This window comes from Pseudonocardia terrae (assembly GCF_021343995.1).
In the GTDB taxonomy this organism is placed as follows: domain Bacteria; phylum Actinomycetota; class Actinomycetes; order Mycobacteriales; family Pseudonocardiaceae; genus Pseudonocardia; species Pseudonocardia terrae.
In genome coordinates, this window is record NZ_JAJTTE010000021.1 from 27,000 (window position 1) to 43,650 (window position 16,651).

15 protein-coding genes are annotated in these 16,651 nt (G+C 75.1%); 9 read left to right on the forward strand and 6 right to left on the reverse strand.

Annotated features, from left to right (window positions below; translation table 11 throughout):
* The first annotated feature begins 4 nt into the window (after positions 1 to 4).
* From LWC33_RS15885 to LWC33_RS15900, 4 genes are all read left to right on the forward strand, one after another.
* The gene (locus LWC33_RS15885) at positions 5 to 865 is read left to right on the forward strand and encodes an NAD(P)-dependent oxidoreductase (protein ID WP_233305160.1); all 861 of its coding nucleotides are present in this window, start codon (positions 5 to 7) and stop codon (positions 863 to 865) included.
* A 377-nt stretch (positions 866 to 1,242) separates the two neighbouring features.
* The gene (locus tag LWC33_RS15890; RefSeq protein WP_233305232.1) at positions 1,243 to 2,703 is read left to right on the forward strand and encodes an ammonium transporter; all 1,461 of its coding nucleotides are present in this window, start codon (positions 1,243 to 1,245) and stop codon (positions 2,701 to 2,703) included.
* Between the two features lie 1,277 nt (positions 2,704 to 3,980).
* Entirely contained in the window at positions 3,981 to 4,391 is a 411-nt protein-coding gene (locus LWC33_RS15895) for a MarR family transcriptional regulator (RefSeq protein WP_233305161.1), read from the forward strand.
* Positions 4,392 to 4,547: 156 nt separating this feature from the next.
* Positions 4,548 to 5,288: a dienelactone hydrolase family protein gene (locus LWC33_RS15900; RefSeq protein ID WP_233305162.1), complete on the forward strand. Its 741-nt coding sequence runs from the start codon at positions 4,548 to 4,550 to the stop codon at positions 5,286 to 5,288.
* Positions 5,289 to 5,390: 102 nt separating this feature from the next.
* Here the strand turns inward: LWC33_RS15900 and LWC33_RS15905 are convergent, their stop codons facing one another.
* The 4 genes from LWC33_RS15905 to LWC33_RS15920 all read right to left on the reverse strand — a co-directional run bounded on the left by LWC33_RS15905 (position 5,391) and on the right by LWC33_RS15920 (position 9,884).
* Positions 5,391 to 6,662 (reverse strand): NAD(P)/FAD-dependent oxidoreductase, encoded by a 1,272-nt coding sequence (locus LWC33_RS15905; protein ID WP_233305163.1) that lies wholly within the window; start codon positions 6,660 to 6,662, stop codon positions 5,391 to 5,393.
* Positions 6,663 to 7,135: 473 nt separating this feature from the next.
* Positions 7,136 to 8,362, reverse strand: a complete 1,227-nt coding sequence (locus LWC33_RS15910; protein ID WP_233305164.1) for an MFS transporter — start codon at positions 8,360 to 8,362, stop codon at positions 7,136 to 7,138.
* A 41-nt stretch (positions 8,363 to 8,403) separates the two neighbouring features.
* Complete coding sequence (locus tag LWC33_RS15915) at positions 8,404 to 8,781, reverse strand: hypothetical protein (protein WP_233305165.1); 378 nt, start codon at positions 8,779 to 8,781, stop codon at positions 8,404 to 8,406.
* A 32-nt stretch (positions 8,782 to 8,813) separates the two neighbouring features.
* Positions 8,814 to 9,884, reverse strand: a complete 1,071-nt coding sequence (locus LWC33_RS15920; protein WP_233305166.1) for an FAD-binding oxidoreductase — start codon at positions 9,882 to 9,884, stop codon at positions 8,814 to 8,816.
* Positions 9,885 to 10,040: 156 nt separating this feature from the next.
* Here LWC33_RS15920 and LWC33_RS15925 point away from each other — a divergent pair, with 156 nt between their 5' ends.
* Positions 10,041 to 11,459: a chloride channel protein gene (locus tag LWC33_RS15925; protein ID WP_233305167.1), complete on the forward strand. Its 1,419-nt coding sequence runs from the start codon at positions 10,041 to 10,043 to the stop codon at positions 11,457 to 11,459.
* Positions 11,460 to 11,469: 10 nt separating this feature from the next.
* On the opposite strand, the gene LWC33_RS15930 is transcribed toward LWC33_RS15925, so the two are convergent.
* Positions 11,470 to 12,060: a TetR/AcrR family transcriptional regulator gene (locus LWC33_RS15930; protein WP_233305168.1), complete on the reverse strand. Its 591-nt coding sequence runs from the start codon at positions 12,058 to 12,060 to the stop codon at positions 11,470 to 11,472.
* Positions 12,061 to 12,172: 112 nt separating this feature from the next.
* Between LWC33_RS15930 and LWC33_RS15935 the strand changes: the two genes are divergently transcribed.
* Positions 12,173 to 13,405 carry an MFS transporter gene (locus LWC33_RS15935; RefSeq protein WP_233305169.1) on the forward strand — a complete coding sequence of 411 codons (1,233 nt, stop codon included), beginning with the start codon at positions 12,173 to 12,175 and terminating at the stop codon, positions 13,403 to 13,405.
* An 84-nt stretch (positions 13,406 to 13,489) separates the two neighbouring features.
* Positions 13,490 to 13,894, forward strand: coding sequence for a VOC family protein (locus LWC33_RS15940; protein WP_233305170.1), 405 nt, complete (start codon positions 13,490 to 13,492; stop codon positions 13,892 to 13,894).
* A gap of 4 nt (positions 13,895 to 13,898) precedes the next feature.
* Here the strand turns inward: LWC33_RS15940 and LWC33_RS15945 are convergent, their stop codons facing one another.
* Entirely contained in the window at positions 13,899 to 14,681 is a 783-nt protein-coding gene (locus LWC33_RS15945; RefSeq protein WP_233305171.1) for a hypothetical protein, read from the reverse strand.
* A 110-nt stretch (positions 14,682 to 14,791) separates the two neighbouring features.
* On the opposite strand from LWC33_RS15945, the gene LWC33_RS15950 reads away from it, so the two are divergent.
* Complete coding sequence (locus LWC33_RS15950; protein ID WP_233305172.1) at positions 14,792 to 15,352, forward strand: MarR family winged helix-turn-helix transcriptional regulator; 561 nt, start codon at positions 14,792 to 14,794, stop codon at positions 15,350 to 15,352.
* 7 nt (positions 15,353 to 15,359) lie between these two features.
* Entirely contained in the window at positions 15,360 to 16,634 is a 1,275-nt protein-coding gene (locus tag LWC33_RS15955) for an MFS transporter (RefSeq protein ID WP_233305173.1), read from the forward strand.
* Positions 16,635 to 16,651 lie beyond the last annotated feature (17 nt).

The window sequence follows — 16,651 nt, forward strand, 5'->3', positions numbered from 1 at the left end:
AACGATGACCGCAGTGACCGTGCTCGGGACCGGGATCATGGGCGCCGGGATGGCCGCCAACCTGGCGAAGGCCGGGCTGGACACCACCGTCTGGAACCGCAGCCCGGAGAAGGCCCACCCGCTCGCCGACGCCGGCGCCCGGGTCGCGGAGGACCCCGCCGAGGCCGTGTCCGGGGCGGACGTGATCGTCACGATGCTGTTCGACGCGGACTCGGTCGCCGAGGTCATGCAGCGCGCCCTGCCCGCGGCGAAGGCGGGTGCCACCTGGGTGCAGACCGCCACCGTCGGGCTCGAGGGCACCGACCGGCTCGCCGCGCTGGCCGGGGAGCACGGCGTCGCGTTCGTCGACGCGCCCGTGCTCGGCACCCGCCAGCCCGCCGAGGCCGGGCAGCTCGTGGTTCTCGCGGGCGGGCCGCAGGAGGTGCGCAAGGCCGTCGCGCCGGTGTTCGGGGCGATCGGCTCCCGCACGGTGTGGGTCGGGGAGAAGCCCGGCGACGGACACCGGCTCAAGCTGGTCGCGAATTCCTGGGTGCTGTCCCTCGTCACCGCGACCGGGCAGGCCGTCGCGCTGGCACAGGCACTGGGCGTCGACCCGCAGCAGTGGCTCGACTCGATCGCCGGCGGGCCGCTCGACAGCGGGTACGCGCAGCTCAAGGGCAAGGCGATGATCGCCGAGGAGTTCCCGGCCGCCTTCGCGCTCGACGGCGCGGTCAAGGACTCCGGCCTGATCGCCGAGGCACTCGCCGGGAACGGGGTGTCCGACCAGCTCATGACCGCCATGCACGACCGGTTCGCCGAGGCCGCGGCCCGCGGGCACGCCGACGAGGACATGGCGGCGGTGCTGCACGGCTTCCGGCAGAAGTGACGGGCGACCCCCTCCCTCACACGCCGTGAGCGGAAGCGCCGCCCGCGCGTGCCGTCGGTGCGCCGGAACCGCCCGGAAACAGCCCTTCGTGATCGGTCGGCCACGGACTGTCGAAATGTGTCCGGAATCGTCGTGTGGATCATTCGCGAAAGGGGTTACCGGTTCGTTAACATCCCTGCGGTTCCCCGGAACGGGGTGGCGAGACGCCTAGGCTCGTTGCGCGCGTCGGGCGGCCGGTGTGGACGAGCGGGCACGGAGAAGGCGGTGGTGGGCAGCGTGATCGGTGGGAGACGGGGCCCGGTGCGCCGGGCCGGCGCCGCCGCGTGAGCGCGAACACCGGCGACACCGCATGGGTGCTCGCGAGCGCCGCCCTGGTCATGCTGATGACGCCGGGGCTCGCATTCTTCTACGCCGGAATGGTGCGGGCGAAGAGCGTTCTGAACATGCTGATGGCCAACGTCGTCTGCCTCGTGGTGGTCGGCCTCGTGTGGGCCGTCGTCGGCTTCGACCTCACGTTCGGCGACGACGCGATGGCGGGCCTGATCGGCTCCGTCGGCTCGGCCGGCGACCACTGGTCGGTCCTGCACCTGGCCGGGTTCGCCGGCGACGGGGCGCCTTGGCCGGGGGAGCACGCGGTGCCGGTGCTCGCGTTCGCGATGTTCCAGCTCATGTTCGCGGTGGTCACGCCCGCGCTGATCTCGGGTGCGGTCGCGGAACGCACCCGCTTCTGGCCGTGGGTCGTGTTCGTGGCGCTGTGGAGCGTCCTCGTCTACGCGCCCGTGGGGCACTGGGTCTTCTCGGTCGACGGCTTCCTCGCCCCCGACGCGGTCGGCGGGTGGATCGCGAACCGGCTGCAGGCCGTCGACTTCGCGGGCGGCACGGTCGTGCACGTCAACGCCGGGGCCGCGGCGCTCGCGCTGGCGATCGTGCTGGGCCGGCGCAAGGGCTGGCCCGGCGTCGTCGCACGGCCCCACAACCTGCCCTTCACCGTGCTGGGCGCCGCGCTGCTCTGGTTCGGCTGGTACGGGTTCAACGCCGGGTCGGCGCTGTCGGCCGACGGCCTCGCCGCGCTGGCGTTCGCCAACACCACGGTGGCGACCTGCGCCGCCGTCCTGGCCTGGCTGCTCGTCGAGCAGCTGCGGACCGGGCGCCCGACCACGCTCGGCGCGGCCTCCGGGGCCGTCGCCGGGCTCGTCGCGATCACACCCGCCTGCGGGTTCGTGGACCTGTGGGGTGCCATCGCCATCGGGGCGGTGGCCGGCGTGGTCTGCCCGCTGGCCTGCGCGCTGAAGTGGCGGCTGCGGCTCGACGACTCGCTCGACGTCGTCGCCCTCCACCTGGTCGGCGGGCTGGTCGGCACCCTGCTCGTCGGGGTCTTCGGCTCGACCGCGGTCAACGCCGCGCTGCCCGCCGACGGTCTCCTCCACGGTGGCGGGTTCACCCAGCTCGGCCGGCAGGCGGTCGCGGCCGGGGTGGTCGCGGGGTACTCGTTCGTCGTCACGCTCGGGATCGGGTACCTGATCCGGTTCACCCTCGGGTTCCGTGCCTCCCCGGAGGCGGAGGCGGGCGGGCTGGACCTGCACGAGCACGCCGAGACGGCCTACGACGTCACCTCCACCCGCAGCGGCATCGGCCCGGACGGCGGGGCGGAGGGTCGGTTCCCGCCCGCGTTGCCGGCGCCGCGGCACGCCACCGACCCGGGCCGCATCCCGGTCCAGAGCCTCCCGATCCCGCTCGACCCGCCCCGGGACCGGCGTGCTGACCCCCGTCACGCCCGGGACCATTCCCGGGACCACCGCCCCCGCATCATCCCCGCGCCCCGCCGGGAACAGGGCTGAGGGCTACGCCGGACCCGGACCCTGCCGCCCGCCGGGGCTGAGGGGTCGCAGGGCTTGAGGGGTCGCGCCGACCGGCTGGCCCGCCGTCCGGGTCGAGGGGTCGCGCGCGAGCGACCGGCCCGAAGCCTGTCGGTCTGAGGGTCGCGCCCGACCTGCCGGCTCGCCGCCCCGACGAAGATCGCCACTTGTGGACGGGCAGGGTTGGATTTCGACCCTGCCCGTCCACGAGCAGTGATCACGGGGTCGGGGTGTGATGAGCCCGAGCGCGCACAAGCAGACCTGCGGAGCCGGGGAGCGGAGGCAGGCCATCCCCGGGTCATGATCATCGGTTGTGGAAGGGGCGGGTCAAATTTCGACCGCTTCGGTCCAGGATCGGTGATCATGCCGTCGCGGTGTGGTGGGGCGAGGCTCGCAGGAGTGACTCACGGAGCCGAAGGCGAAGGCGGGAAGGCGAAGGCGGGAAGGCGAAGGCAGGAAGGCGAAGGCGGGAAGGCGAAGGCAGGAAGGCGAAGGCAGGCCGCCTCTCGGCCATGATCACCAGTCGTGGACAGCCAGGGTCGGAATTCGACCCTCCCCGTCCAGCAGTGGCGATCATGGCGTCCGGGCTGGTGAACGGGACCGTGGGGGCGGGAACGCGAGGTGGGAGACCGGGTCATCCGTGCCCGCACCCGACAGCAGGCCGACCCGGGTCCACGCAGGGTACGCCTCCCGACCATGATCGTCCGTCGTGGACGTTCAGGGTCGGAATTCGGCCCTCCCGCTCCACAGAAGATGATCATGCCGCGGGACCCCTGGTGCGGGTACGGAGGCCTCGTCTCCTCCCTCGAACGCGGAGAGTGGCCACTGTCACGTCATGGAAAGGTATCTGCCCGGCACCATTCGACAGCGTGCAGAATCGGCGGACGCATTCGTGTGTCGCTGAGCGCAACTCTCCCTGGTCCAGCGGGGAAATGTCGGGATGACCCCTCGAATGGGTCGCCACGTCTCTGTGCGAACCGTGCTCGAACGGCTGCGCTGAGCACGCGACCTGCCTCACGACGGGTGATCGCGCTACTCCGTATCGTCGCGAAAAGATCGCGCCCTGGAGTGCGACGAACGGTCGATGCGCTCGTCTCGGAACTGTGTGTGAGGATGCCCTGAGAGGACGGAGCGACGGTGCAAGGGGACGGAATGCGACACGATGCCGAGTCGCACGTGGACAGTGGTCGCCCTTGAGCGACACGTCCTGTGCAGACCGTGCCCCAACGGATGTCACCGCCGAGGAGCGCGCCGCCCGGATGGTGCACGCCCACGACCACACGACCGCGCTCCCGGTGCGGGAGGACGCGGTCGCCGCGCTCGGGACGCGGGTGCACCTGCTCGGGGCAGGCGTCGAGCGGGTGGTCGAGGTGATCGCGGGCCGGCGGCGGATGCGCTCCACCGAGGTCCACGCGCTGGTGGTCATCGCGGCCGCCGAGGCCGGCGGCGTCCCGGCGACCCCGGGTGACCTCGCCCAGCCCCTGCGGCTCACCACCGGCGCCATCACCGGCATCGTCGACCGGCTCGTCCGCTGCGGGCACGTCCGCCGCGCCCCGGACCGCGCCGACCGCCGGCGCATCCGGCTGGGCTGCCGGGAGGCGGGCCGCGACGTGGCCGCCGAGCTGCTCGAGACCCTGGGCACCGGGCGTCCGGGGTGGTCGGCGCGCTGACCGGCGACGAGCTGGCCGTCGTCGAGAAGGTCCTCGGCGAGCTGGCGACCGCCCTCACCGCCTACCTGCTCTCCCCGGAGGCGCGCGGGGAGGCCTGACCGGCCTCCGGCGCCCTTAGGCTCGTCCGCATCACCCATGGACCCGACGGAGGCCGCTTTGCCCCGTACCGCCCTGACCATCCCGGCCCCCGCGGGCGAGTGCGCCGCGACGCTGCACACCCCGGCGGGAGAAGGGCCATGGCGCGGCGTGCTGATGTATCCCGACGCGGGCGGCGTGCGCGAGATCTTCCTCGGCATGGCCGACCACCTCGCCGACCTCGGGTACGCCGTGCTGCTGCCGGACGTCTACTACCGCGCAGGCGGGTTCGAGCCCTTCGACGTCGCGACGCTGTTCAGCGACCCTGCCGAGCGGGCGCGGCTGGGGGAGCTGGTCCGGCCGCTGACCGCGGAGGCGATCGGGGCCGACGCCGCGGCGTACGTCGACGTCCTGCTCGCCCGGCCCGAGGTCCGGGGCGACGCCGTCGGCACCACGGGATACTGCATGGGCGGCCGGGCGTCGCTCACGGCGGCGGGCGCGCTCGGCGACCGGGTGGCGGCCGCGGCGTCGTTCCACGGCGGCCGGCTCGCGGTGCCGGACGACCCGGACAGCCCGCACCACCGTGCCGCCGACGTCCGGGCCACGGTGTACGTCGCCGGGGCGCAGGACGACGCGTCGTTCGGGCCGGAGCAGTTCGCGCTGCTCGACGAGGTCCTCACCGCCGCCGACGTGCGACACACCCTGGAGACCTACCCGGCCGCGCACGGCTTCGCGGTCCCGGACAGCCCCACGTACGACGCCGACGCCGAGAAGCGGCACTGGGCCGCCCTCGCCGACCTCTACGCCGCGGCCCTGCCCTGACCGGCCCTGTTCTGACCGGCCCAGCCCAGCCCGGCCCTGATCAGCCCTGTCCCGACCAACCCCGATCAGCTCCGCCCCGTCGAGGCCAGCCCCGCCGTCGAACTACGTCCGCAGGTCGGCGGCGGGGAACGGCCGGCGCTCGTCGAACCGCAGGGACAGCCGGCCCGCGGCGCGCCACGCCTTCGCGACCAGGTCCGTGTCCTGCTCGGTCACGAGGTTGCCCATCACCCGCAGCGCGACCCGCATCAGCGGCGTCGAACGCATCCCGACCGGCCCGGCGAGCGGCAGCAGCCGGGGGATCGTGAGCAGCCCGGCCAGCCGGCGCGCGATGGAGAAGGCCTGGCCGTAGTGGCGGCGCAGGGTGGCGGGCCAGGCCCGGTCCAGGTCCTTCTCGGTCGCCATGAGCTCGGCGACCAGCCGGCCGGTCTCCAGGCCGTAGTCGATTCCCTCGCCGTTGAGCGGGTTGACGCAGCCCGCGGCGTCGCCGACCAGCGCCCAGTTCGGTCCGGCCACCCCGGACACGGCCCCGCCCATCGGCAGCAGCGCGGAACGCACGAGGCGGACCGGCCCGTCGAGCTGCCAGTCCTCGCGGCGCAGGGTCGCGTAGTGCTCGATCAGCGACTTCAGTTGCACACCGGCGGGCCGCTTGTCGGTCGCGAGCGTGCCGACGCCGATGTTGACCTCGCCGGTGTGCAGCGGGAAGACCCAGCCGTACCCGGCGAGGACCTCGTTCTCGGTGCCGCGCAGCTCCAGGTGGGAGGAGATCCAGGGGTCGTCGTGCCGGCCGGAGCGGATGTACCCGCGGGCCGCGACGCCGTAGGCCGTGTCCTTGTGCCACTCCCGGCCGAGCACCCGGCCGAGCGTGGAGCGGGCGCCGTCGGCCACGACCAGCCGCTCGCAGCGGAGCGTGGCGCTCCCGCCCTCGGCGAGTGCGAACGTGACGCCCGAAACCCGTTCGCCGTCGCGCTCCACGCCGACCGCCTTGGCGCCCTGCACCGGCACCGCCCCGGCCTCGAGGGCCACCTCGCGGATCCGGGCGTCGAGCTCGGTGCGCGCCACCGCGCTGCCCTCCGACGGCAGCGAGCCGCCCGGCCACTCCAGCAGCAGCTCCTGCCCGAAGCCCGCCGCGCGCAGGCCGCGGTTCGCACCGTGCCCACGCACCCACTCGCCCAGCCCCAGGCGGTCCAGCTCCGCGACCGCGCGCGGGGTGAGTCCGTCGCCGCAGGTCTTGTCCCGGGGGAACACCGCGGCGTCGGCCAGGACGACGTCCAGACCCTGCCGGGCGGCCCACGCGGCGGCGGCGGACCCCGCCGGCCCGGCCCCGACGACGAGCAGGTCGGTGGACCCGGGGACGGGGGTGGGATCAGGCGCCATGCTCCCAGTGTGGCAAGCGGAGATCGGTGCGGGAGCCGCGGGCGGTCGCGCTCACACCACCCGCTCCGCCTGGACCGCGCGCGGCGACGCCGGGGCGCCCCTCCGGCCGGGACCGCGCGGCGACGCCCGGGCACCCCTTCGGCCCGGGCGTCGCCCCGACTCGCGCGCTCACACCTCCCGGGCGGCGACCCGCCGGGAGGCGGCGGCCGCGCGGCCGGTCAGGGTGGCGACGGCGAGTCCGATCACCAGGTGCGCCGCGGCGAGGGCGAGGGCCGCGCCGAGCGTGGGGCCGATGGCGGCGAACCCGTGGGGGCGGTCATGGCGAGCCTTCTTCCGGCCTTGCGCGCGGGTGGTTCCCGCGGCACGGGAGAAGGGTCGCGCCGGGGCGCGGCCGGCACCGTCGGGCGGCCGGAGGGTCCGGCGGGTGAACCCCGTGTCGGGCGATCGGGGGACGGCCGCCCGGTCCGGCGGCCTCAGGCGCGGACCGGCACCGCGGGAGCCGACGGCAGCGACGCCCGCACGGCCATCGCCCCGAGCACCGGGCCGGGGAGCAGGACGAGCAATGCGGTCGGCCACCCTCCTGCGGTGGCGATCAGAGGGACCACCGGGATGCTCACCGCGGTGAGCAGGAAGCCCAGCGCGGTCTGCGTGGTCAGCGCGGTGCCGACGTAGCGACGGTCGGCGACGTCGCTCAGGGCGCCGGTGAACACCCCCGAGTCCGCGACGACCGCCGCGCCCCACACCGCACAGAAGACGTACAGCCCGGGCGCCCCGGCCCCGACCATCACCGGCGAGAGCAGGCAGCAGGTGCCGCTCGCGAGCAGTGCGGCGATCGCGACCGGCGCCGGCCCCTCCCGGTCCGCCAGCCGCCCCGCGACGGCGCAGCCCAGCGCGCCCGCGACGCCGGAGGTGGCGAACACGACGAGCTCGATCGGCACCCCGCCCGACCGTGCGCTCGTGGCCGGAGCCGCGGCGAGGTAGGCGGGCAGCCAGGTCCAGAAGGCGTAGAGCTCCCACATGTGTCCGAGGTAGCCGCACACCACGAGCAGGGGCCCGCGCTCGCGGAGCATCCGGACGGCGTACCGGGGATCGGGGCGCGGGGCGGGCGCGTGACCCGGACCGGGCCGGACGAGCCCGGCGGCGACCAGCGCGGCGAGCACGCCGGCGGCCGCGGCGCCGAGCAGGACACCGCGCCAGGGCAGGCCCGGGCCTGCGAGGCCGCCCAGCAGGTGGGGGAGGGCGGAGCCGAGGGTGAGGGCGCCGACGAGCACGCCGAGATCGCGGAACCGGGTACCCGGACCGGACCAGGACGCCGTCAGCTTCATGCCGACCGGGTAGACCCCGGCCAGGAAGACACCGGTCAACGCGCGTAGGACGAGCGCGGGCCCGGGGGAGTCGACGACGGTGGCCAGCACCAGCGTGCAGGCGGCCGCGCCGAGGGCGGACCCGGCGAGCAGCCTGTGCGGGCGCACCCGGTCCGGCAGCGTGAGCACCGCGGAGGTGACCGCGCCCGCGACGAAGCCGAGCTGCACCGAGACGGTCAGCCAGACGACGGTCGCCTCGCCGATGCCCCACTCGGCGCGGAGCCGGGGCACCACCGCGGAGGCCGAGAACCAGACCGCGAGCCCGAGGACCTGGACCAGCGCGATCGCGGCGCGCGGTCCGGTCCGTGCGGGCGTGCGGTGGCGGGCGACCCGCATCGGTCCTCCGTGACCTCGTCGAGTGTCACGGGGAGTATCGATCAGGTCACGTAGGGTTCGCGATCCGGGTCGTGGGTCCCGGTCGCGCGACGCAGCTGCACGCTGGTCCAGATGAAGACGCCGACGCAGCCCAGTGCGATCACGGCGAAGATGATCGCGGGGACCAGCGCGGCGTCCATGAGGAACACCACGGTCACCAGCACACAGAGCAGGAACGCGAGCACCGAGATGCCCCGGTGCAGCTTCAGCGCGCTCTGTCCGTCGTGGGAGCCGGTGCCGGAGTTCGGACCGCCGATGCCGAGGACCGGCCGGCCCCTGATGGAGGTCGCCGCGGCGCGGACGTCGGGTGGGGAGGCGGAGTCGGGGTCGCCGCCGTGGGTCCGGTGACCGGCGGCGCGTTCGTCGCTCGGAGTGGCCATGCGCCACTGTACCCGGTTCGCGGCCGATTGATTCACTGATCGCGGCCGCTCATACGGTCTCCACAGCGGCCCGGCCGGCACGCCGCGGAGCCCGGGGAACGGATCCCCGGCTCCGGCGAACGGCTGGCGACCGCGTTGGGCACCTCGGGCCGGCGGGCGATCGCGCCGCCCAGCAGCCGGATCTCGACCATCGCCAGCGGCACGTCGGCCTGTGGCCCGGCGACGGCGAGGAGCGCGTCGACCGCCTCGGCGGGCAGCGCGGAGAGCGCGGTGCCGCGGTCCCACATCGGCATCGGGTCGACCGGGTCCATGTGCACGGCGTCGATCGCGGGGTAGGGCATGTCCGCGCTCGTGTCGAGCACCGGCCCGGCGACGGCGCGCAGCGGGGCGAGCAGCGCGGCGCCCTCCTCGGCCGACCCGAGGTGGGTGAACCGCACGGCGACGACGAAGCGGCCGCGGACCGGCTCCGGCAGGGCCGGATCCGGCGGGAGGCGGAGCAGCGCGACGGAGGTGGTGGTGTCCTCGGGCAGACCGGGGGCCCACTCGCGCCAGGCGTGCAGGACGGCGGCCGCGTCGTCGGCGCCGAACATCAGCGCGCCGCCGACGAACCGGGTGACCGGGACGAGGTCGAACTCCATCTCGGTGACGATCCCGAAGTTGCCCTTGCCGCCGCGGACGGCCCAGAAGAGGTCGGCGTCGGGCCCCTGGCCGTGCTCGGACACGTCGCGCACCATCCCGTCGGCGGTGACGATCGTGAAGCGCCGGACGTGGTCCGCGGCGAAGCCGTAGCGGCGGGCCATCGGGCCCAGGCCGCCGCCGGTCGTGTAGCCGACCACCCCGACCTGCGACGACGAGCCGCTGAGCGGGGCCAGGCCGTGCGGTGCGGCGGCGTACCGCACGGCCGCGGCGACGTCGTCCGTGCTGGTCGCGCCGACCACCGCGGCGGCGGCCGGGGTGTAGGCGAGGTTGAACCCGCCGATCTCCTCGGCGAACCCGGGGTCACCGGGCTGCAGGACGGGGCCGGCCACGGCCGCGCCGAGCGCCGCGAGGTCACCGGCACGGAGGGCGTCGAGCGAGGTGGTCGACGAGGTCGACAGGGTCATCGGGGTTCTCCTGGGTCGGGCCGCGGGAGGCGGCGTCGGTGACCGAAGGCTCCCGTCCGGCGGGGGTCCGCGACGACCGCGCCACCCGGGCCTCCCGGGGGTGTGGCCAGCACCCGTCTCGCGGTACGGCTGCCCGTCCGGGCAGGATGATCCGGCGTGGGGAACGGCAGGTCCGGCCGTCGCGACGAGGGACGGCCCAGCGAACGGCTCCGGCAGCCGCAGCCGTTGCTGCGCAGGCGGATCGCGTCCGGGCGCGGGGCGATGGACCAACCCAACGTCACCGGCGACGGCGACGTCCCGCTGACCGTCCGGTTCTGGCTGATGGTCCTCCTGACGGGCGTCGCGGCGGGCCTGTTCGGGATCGCGCTGATGCTGCTCCTCGGCACCGCCGCCCGCCTCGCCTTCGGGCCCGGCGCAGCCGTGGACTTCACCGCGGCCGTCGAGCGCACGACCGGGTGGCATCGCGTGCTCCCGCTGCTCGTCGCCGGCGTGATCGCCGGGATCGGGTGGTTCCTGCTGCGCCGGTACGTCCCGGGCCGTTCCGACACCGACGACGCCGTCTGGACCGGCGACGGCCGCCTCGGGTTCCGCCGGAGCGCCGGGAACTCGATGCTCTCGGTGATCGTCGTCGGGCTCGGCGCGTCACTCGGCCGGGAGGCGGCGCCGAAGCTGATGGCCGGGGTGTGCGGGAGCGTGCTCGCGGGCTGGGCGGGGCTGACGACGCCGCAGCGCCGGCTGCTCGTGGCCTGCGGCGCGGGCGCGGGCCTGGCCTGTGTGTACAACGTGCCGCTCGGCGGGGCGCTGTTCACCGCGGAGGTGCTGGTGGGGGCCGTGCGGCTCCCGGTCATGCTGCCCGCGCTCGCCTGTTCCGCGGTGGCGACGGTCACCGCCTGGATCGGCCTGCCCTCCGGCCCGATCTACCCCGACGTGCCGAACTTCGGGTTCTCCCTGTCGGCCCTGGCCTGGGCGGTCCCGGCCGGGGTGCTGATCGGGCTGGTCGCGGTGGTCTTCGTGCGCCTGATCGCCTGGATCTCGCACCGGGTTCCGCGGGGCCGGCTCGCGATCGTGGCGCCCCTGGCCGCGTTCGCGGTGCTGGCCGCGCTCGGGCTGGTCTTCCCGCAGCTCTACGGCAACGGGCAGGACATCGCCGCGCAGGCGTTCGCCGGGACCGGCCCGCTGTGGCTCTTCGCCGCGCTGTTCCTGCTGAAGCCGCTGGTCACGGTGCTGTGCCTGGGCAGCGGGGCCTCGGGCGGACTGTTCACGCCCACCCTCGCCACCGGCGCCGCGCTCGGGGCCTGCCTGGGCGGGGTGTGGTCGCTGCTCTGGCCCGGCACGCCCGTCGGCGCCTTCGCGATGATCGGGGCCGCGGCCATGATCGGGGCCGGGATGCAGGCGCCGCTGGCCGGGCTCGCGCTCGTGCTGGAGCTGACCCACAGCGGCTTCGGGCTGATGGTCCCGATGATGGTCGCGACGCTGGTGGCCACGGCGGTGTCGCGGTGGGTGGACGGCTACTCGATCTACTCCGCCCGGCTCGCCGAGCGGGTCACCCCCGTCGGGAGCGGCCCGAACCGGTAGGCACCCGCCGTCAGCCCGGCAGGAGCGCGTCGACGAGCCCGCGGGCCCAGTCCGGCGAGCCCGGCTCGCCGGTGAAGATCGCGCGGTAGTACAGCGGCCCGAGCAGCGCGTCGGCCGCGCGTTCGACGGTCGGGATGGCGCCGCCACGCGCCTCCTCCCGCGCGATCATCGCCGCGAGCTGGTCCTCCCGGTCGCCGCGGCAGGCGCAGGCCCCCTGCTCGCCACCGGCGCCGAGCGTGGCCCGCATCAGGGCGAGGACGTCCGGGTCGGCGAGGTCGGTGGCGACGTCGGCCGCCCAGCGCTGCAGGTCCCCGCGCAGCGACCCCGTGTCGGGAACCACGACGTCGCCCGAGAACCGGCTCGTCGCGGCATCGGCCAGCAGCTCGCCGACCGAGCCCCAGCGGCGGTAGAGGGTGGTCGCGTGCACGCCCGCCCGGGCGGCGACGGCGGGGATCGTCAGCCCGTCGCCGACCTCCTCGGCGAGCAGCTCCTCGACCGCCCGGTGCACGGCCGCGCGCACCCGCGCCGAGCGGCCGCCGGGACGCGACCCGGTACCCGCGCTCGGGGTGTGCGTGCCCTTGACCGGCGTGGATGCAGCCATGTAAGCGATTATTGCACCGATTGCTGCGTCAAGCTAACGCAACGATCTGTGCGTTCGTGCTACCGTCGGGGACGTTAACGCACAGATCGCTGCACGAACTTGCGAGGCGAGCATGTCGGTCACGACAGGGGCGACGGCCCGGGACATCCGGTTGCGCGGGCCGTACTTCGCGGGTGTGGCCGCGATGATCATGCTGTTCCTGGCGGCGTCGAGCGCGCCGTCCCCGCTCTACGTCGTCTACCAGCAGCTCTGGGGCTTCACACCGACCGTGCTCACGGTCGTGTTCGCCATCTACGTGGTCGGCCTGCTGGGCTCGCTGCTGATCGTGGGCGCGCTCTCGGACCACATCGGCCGCCGGCCGGTCCTGTTCGGTGCGATCCTGCTGGAGATCGTGGCCCTGGTGCTGTTCGTGCTGGCCGGCGACGTGGTCGTGCTCTCCGTCGCGCGGTTCCTCCAGGGTGTCGCCACCGGCGTCGCGATGACGACGCTCGGCGCCGCGCTGGTCGACCTCGAGGCGCCGGAGGCGCCCGGACGGGCCGGGGTTGTCAACTCGGTCGCTCCGACGACCGGGCTCGCGCTGGGCGCGCTGGGCTGCGGTGCGCTCGTCGAGTTCGGGCCCGCGCCCACCCGGTTCGTCTACGCCCTGCTGCTGGCCGGGATGGGGCTGGCGGCGGTGGTCGTCGCGCTCATGCCCGAGACGTCCGCACGACGCCCCGGTGCCCTGGCGTCGCTGCGCCCGAAGGTCGGCGTCCCGGCCCGGCTGCGGGCCGAGGTCGCGCCGGTGGTGCCGGTGATGATCGCGAGCTGGGCGCTCAGCGGGCTCTACCTCTCGCTCGGGCCGTCGGTCACGGCCGGCCTGTTCGACCTGCGCAACCACCTCGTCGGCGGCTTCGTCGTGACCCTGCTGTGCGGCACCGGCGCGGCCACCGCCTTCCTGCTGCGCAACCGGCCGGCCGTGCGGTTGCTGGCGTTGTCCGCCGCGCTGCTCGGCCTGGGCACGCTCGTGACCCTGCTCGGCGTGACGACCGGACTCATCGCCGTTGCGGCGCTGGGGACCCTGGTCGCGGGCGTCGGGTTCGGGGCGGCGGCCCTGGCGACCTTCGGCACCTTCGCCCGGATCGCCGCGCCGCACGAGCGCGGGGCGCTGTTCGCCGTCGCGTTCGTGATCTCCTACGTCGCCTTCAGCGTCCCGGCCGTGGCCGCGGGGTTCGCGGGCACGGCGTTCGGGCTGCGGATCACCGCCGAGGTGTATGCGCTGGTCATCGTGGCGATCACCGCGGTCGCGCTGGTCCTGCGCCTGGCCCTGGTCCGGGCGGCCCGGCGCGCCGCGGCGGTCTGCCCCTGACCGGACCCGTCCGAAGAGAGGGTGTCGGCGACCGCGACGCATTGGGATGCTCGGGGCGATCACCGTCGCTCGAGGGAGGCAGACATGGCCCCGTTCCCGCCGCTCGCCCACGCCGCCGTCACCGTGACCGACCTGGAGCGCAGCACCCGGTGGTACTCCGCGCTCTTCGGTTCCGACCCCGTGCTCGACGAGGACGAGAACACCGGGGGCTTCCACCACACGGTCTTCGCACTCGGCGGCGGGCACCTGTTCGGGCTGCACACCCACCCCGGGAGCACGCCCGACGGCGCCTTCGACGAGCGCCGGGCCGGGCTCGACCACGTCGCCTTCGCCTGTGCCGACCGGGCCGAGCTGGAGCACTGGGCCGCCCGGCTCGACGAGCTGGGCATCGCGCACGGCGGGATCGTCGACGCGCACTACGGCTCGGGCGTCTCCTTCCGCGACCCGGACAACATCGCGCTGGAGTTCTTCGCGCCGCCCGCCGGCTGACCCGTCAGGGCTGGTCGCGGACGAGGGAGAGCCGGCCGTCGGTGGGACCGGCACCGGTCCACGTGCCCTCGTCGGCCGACCACGTGCGGCCGTCGTAGGTCACCTCGGACAGGCCGAACCGCGCGGCGTGCGCCACGAGCCAGCTCGAGATCGCCCACCCCCGCTGCGTGGGCTGCGGCCCGCTGAGCCGCGCAGTGCCGAGCTCCTGCGCGGCGACGGCGGCGACGTCGTCCGGAGGGGAGTGCGGCGTCAGGTCCTGGCAGCGCAAGGCCGCGGGCTCCTGGCCGGTCAGTGCGGCCGCGATGGTGCGGGCCTGCGGCTCCCACTGGGCGTAGGCGTCGGGGGCGGCCGAGCGCTGGACGAGCTGGGCGGCCTCGGTGACGGACACGTCCTGCCAGTCCGGCAGCTTCTTCAGCGCCCGGTAGAAGGCCTGTGCCGCGTAGACGGGGTCGGTGACCTGCGCGTACGTGCCCCACCCCTGGCTCGGCCGCTGCTGGAAGAGCCCGGCCGAGTCGCGGTCGCCGCCGGTGAGGTTCCGCAGCCGGGACTCCTGCAGCGCGGTCGCGAGGGCCACGGTGACGGCGTGGTCCGGCAGGCCCTCCGCGTAGCCGACCCCGCCGATCGTCGCGGCGTAGTCCGCCTGGTCGAGGGTCAGCGACACGGACTGGCCCGCCGCCGTCGCCACGCACTTCGGCTGCGGGCGGGTGTTCGTCCACCAGATCACGCCGCCGACCACGAGCACCCCCACGAGCAGGAGCGACAGCAGCGTCGCGGCGGTGCGGTTCACGCCGCGGCCTCGGTCATGTGTTCATGGTGCCCGAGTGGGTGATCGTCGCGGGGCAGCGGACCCGGCCGCGTGTCCGCGACTGTTTCTGACAGTGCTGTTATATTAGCGCTGTGACATTGTCCGATCCCACTCTCGAGAGCTGGCTGCGGCCGCTCAAGGACCTGCTCGGCACGATGGACTCCGCCATCGCGGAGCTCTACGCCGAGCGCGGGGTCCGGGGAGTGCGCACCCGGTTCAGCATGGCGCTGATCCGGCTCCACCACCGCGGCCCGATCCCGATCAAGGAGCTGGCGGTGCAGCTCGACGTCTCGCACTCGGCGATGAGCCAGACCGTCACCGAGATGCGCAAGGAAGGGCTGGTCGACACCGCCCCCGGCGCCGACGCGCGCACCCGCGAGGTCGTGCTCACGGAGAAGGGCCGCGCGCTCGTGCCCTTCCTGGAGGCGGAGTGGCGCGCCACCGAGGCGGCCTTCGCCGAGCTCGACGCCGCCCTGCCGTACCCGATGACCCGGGTGATCTCCGACGTGGCCGCCGCCCTGCGCGAGCGGCCCTTCCTCGACCGCCTCCGGGCGCACCTCGCCGAGACCGCCTCAGGGACCGACGCAGGGGCCGAAGCAGGGACCGACGCAGGGGCCGACAAGGGGACCGACGCAGGGATGGACGCAGAGTGAGCGCCGGGTGAGTGCGCTCGACCGGGTCCTCGACACCCGGCCGCTCCGTGGCCATCCCGGGTTCCGGCGGCTCTGGCTCGGTACGACGGCGTCGACCTTCAGCGGGCAGGTCGCGGTGGTGGCCGTGCTCGCCCAGGTCTGGGACCTGACGTCGAGCCCGGTGCTGGTCGGCGTGGTCGGGCTCGCGACGGGCGTCCCGATCGCCGTGTTCGGCACGCTCGGCGGGACCCTGGCCGACGCCCTGGACCGCCGCCGGCTGGTCCTGGTCACCAGCGCCGCGGCGGCCGTCGTCGCCGGGCTGCTCGCCCTGCAGGCCGCGGCGGGCCTGCGCTCGTGGGCGCTGGTCCTGGCGCTGGTGGCCGCGCAGACGGGCGCCACCGCGCTCGGCTCGTCGGCCCGGCGGACCTTCGTGCCCCGGCTGCTCCCGCGCGACCAGGTCGGTCCGGCGCTCGCCCTCCACCACGTCGCGTTCCAGGCCGCGATGCTGGTCGGGCCCGCCCTGGCGGGCGTGCTCGTCGCGGGGTGGGGGACCACCGCGGCCTACGCCCTCGACGCCGCCGCCACGGCCGTGTCGCTCTACGGCGTCGCCCGGCTCCCCGCGATGCGCCCGGACCGGACCGACGCCGGCCGGGGACTCGCCGCGGGGTTGCGCGACACGGTCGAGGGCTGGCGGGTCCTGCTGCGCACGCCGGTCCTGCGCGCGGCACTGGCCACCGACCTCACGCAGACCGTCCTCGCGATGCCGGTCGCCCTCTTCCCGGCGCTCAACGCCGAACGGTTCGCGGGCGACCCCCGCACCCTCGGGCTGTTCCTGTCCGCCATCGCGGCGGGCGGCATCGTCGCTGCCCTGACCTCGGGGCCGGCCACGCGGGCCCGGCGGCCCGGCCTCGTGATGGTCTGGGCGGCCGGGGTGTGGGGGCTGGCGCTCGCCGCGTTCGGGCTGGTCGACGGCCTGGTGGCCGGCCTGGCCTGCCTCGCCGTGGCCGGGGCGGCGGACACCGTCTCGGTACTCTCCCGCGGCACCCTGATCCAGCTCGCCACGCCGGACTCGCACCTCGGGCGGGTCAGCGCCGCGGAGTACGTCGTCGGGGCCGGTGCGCCCGGGATCGGCAACGCCCGGGCCGGGCTCGTAGCCGGGTACCTCGGCCCCGAGCTGGCCGCGGCGACCGGCGGCGCGGCGTGTGTCGCGTGCGTCGCGCTCGTCGGCGCCACGGCTCGGCAGCTGCGCCGCTGGACCGTCGACGGACGGGATCGATGCGGCGGGACCGACCACGGCGCGTGACGCGGCGGACCGGGTCG

What these genes read in the sequence shown, in the direction of transcription:
- LWC33_RS15930 (WP_233305168.1), bottom strand. Translation starts at nt 12,060, where the DNA reads ATGGCTGCATCCACGCCGGTCAAGGGCACGCACACCCCGAGCGCGGGT.
- LWC33_RS15940 (WP_233305170.1), top strand. Translation starts at nt 13,490, where the DNA reads ATGGCCCCGTTCCCGCCGCTCGCCCACGCCGCCGTCACCGTGACCGAC.
- LWC33_RS15920 (WP_233305166.1), bottom strand. Translation starts at nt 9,884, where the DNA reads ATGACCCTGTCGACCTCGTCGACCACCTCGCTCGACGCCCTCCGTGCC.
- LWC33_RS15905 (WP_233305163.1), bottom strand. Translation starts at nt 6,662, where the DNA reads ATGGCGCCTGATCCCACCCCCGTCCCCGGGTCCACCGACCTGCTCGTC.
- LWC33_RS15890 (WP_233305232.1), top strand. Translation starts at nt 1,243, where the DNA reads ATGCTGATGACGCCGGGGCTCGCATTCTTCTACGCCGGAATGGTGCGG.
- LWC33_RS15935 (WP_233305169.1), top strand. Translation starts at nt 12,173, where the DNA reads ATGTCGGTCACGACAGGGGCGACGGCCCGGGACATCCGGTTGCGCGGG.
- LWC33_RS15895 (WP_233305161.1), top strand. Translation starts at nt 3,981, where the DNA reads ATGGTGCACGCCCACGACCACACGACCGCGCTCCCGGTGCGGGAGGAC.
- LWC33_RS15910 (WP_233305164.1), bottom strand. Translation starts at nt 8,362, where the DNA reads ATGCGGGTCGCCCGCCACCGCACGCCCGCACGGACCGGACCGCGCGCC.
- LWC33_RS15915 (WP_233305165.1), bottom strand. Translation starts at nt 8,781, where the DNA reads ATGGCCACTCCGAGCGACGAACGCGCCGCCGGTCACCGGACCCACGGC.
- LWC33_RS15885 (WP_233305160.1), top strand. Translation starts at nt 5, where the DNA reads ATGACCGCAGTGACCGTGCTCGGGACCGGGATCATGGGCGCCGGGATG.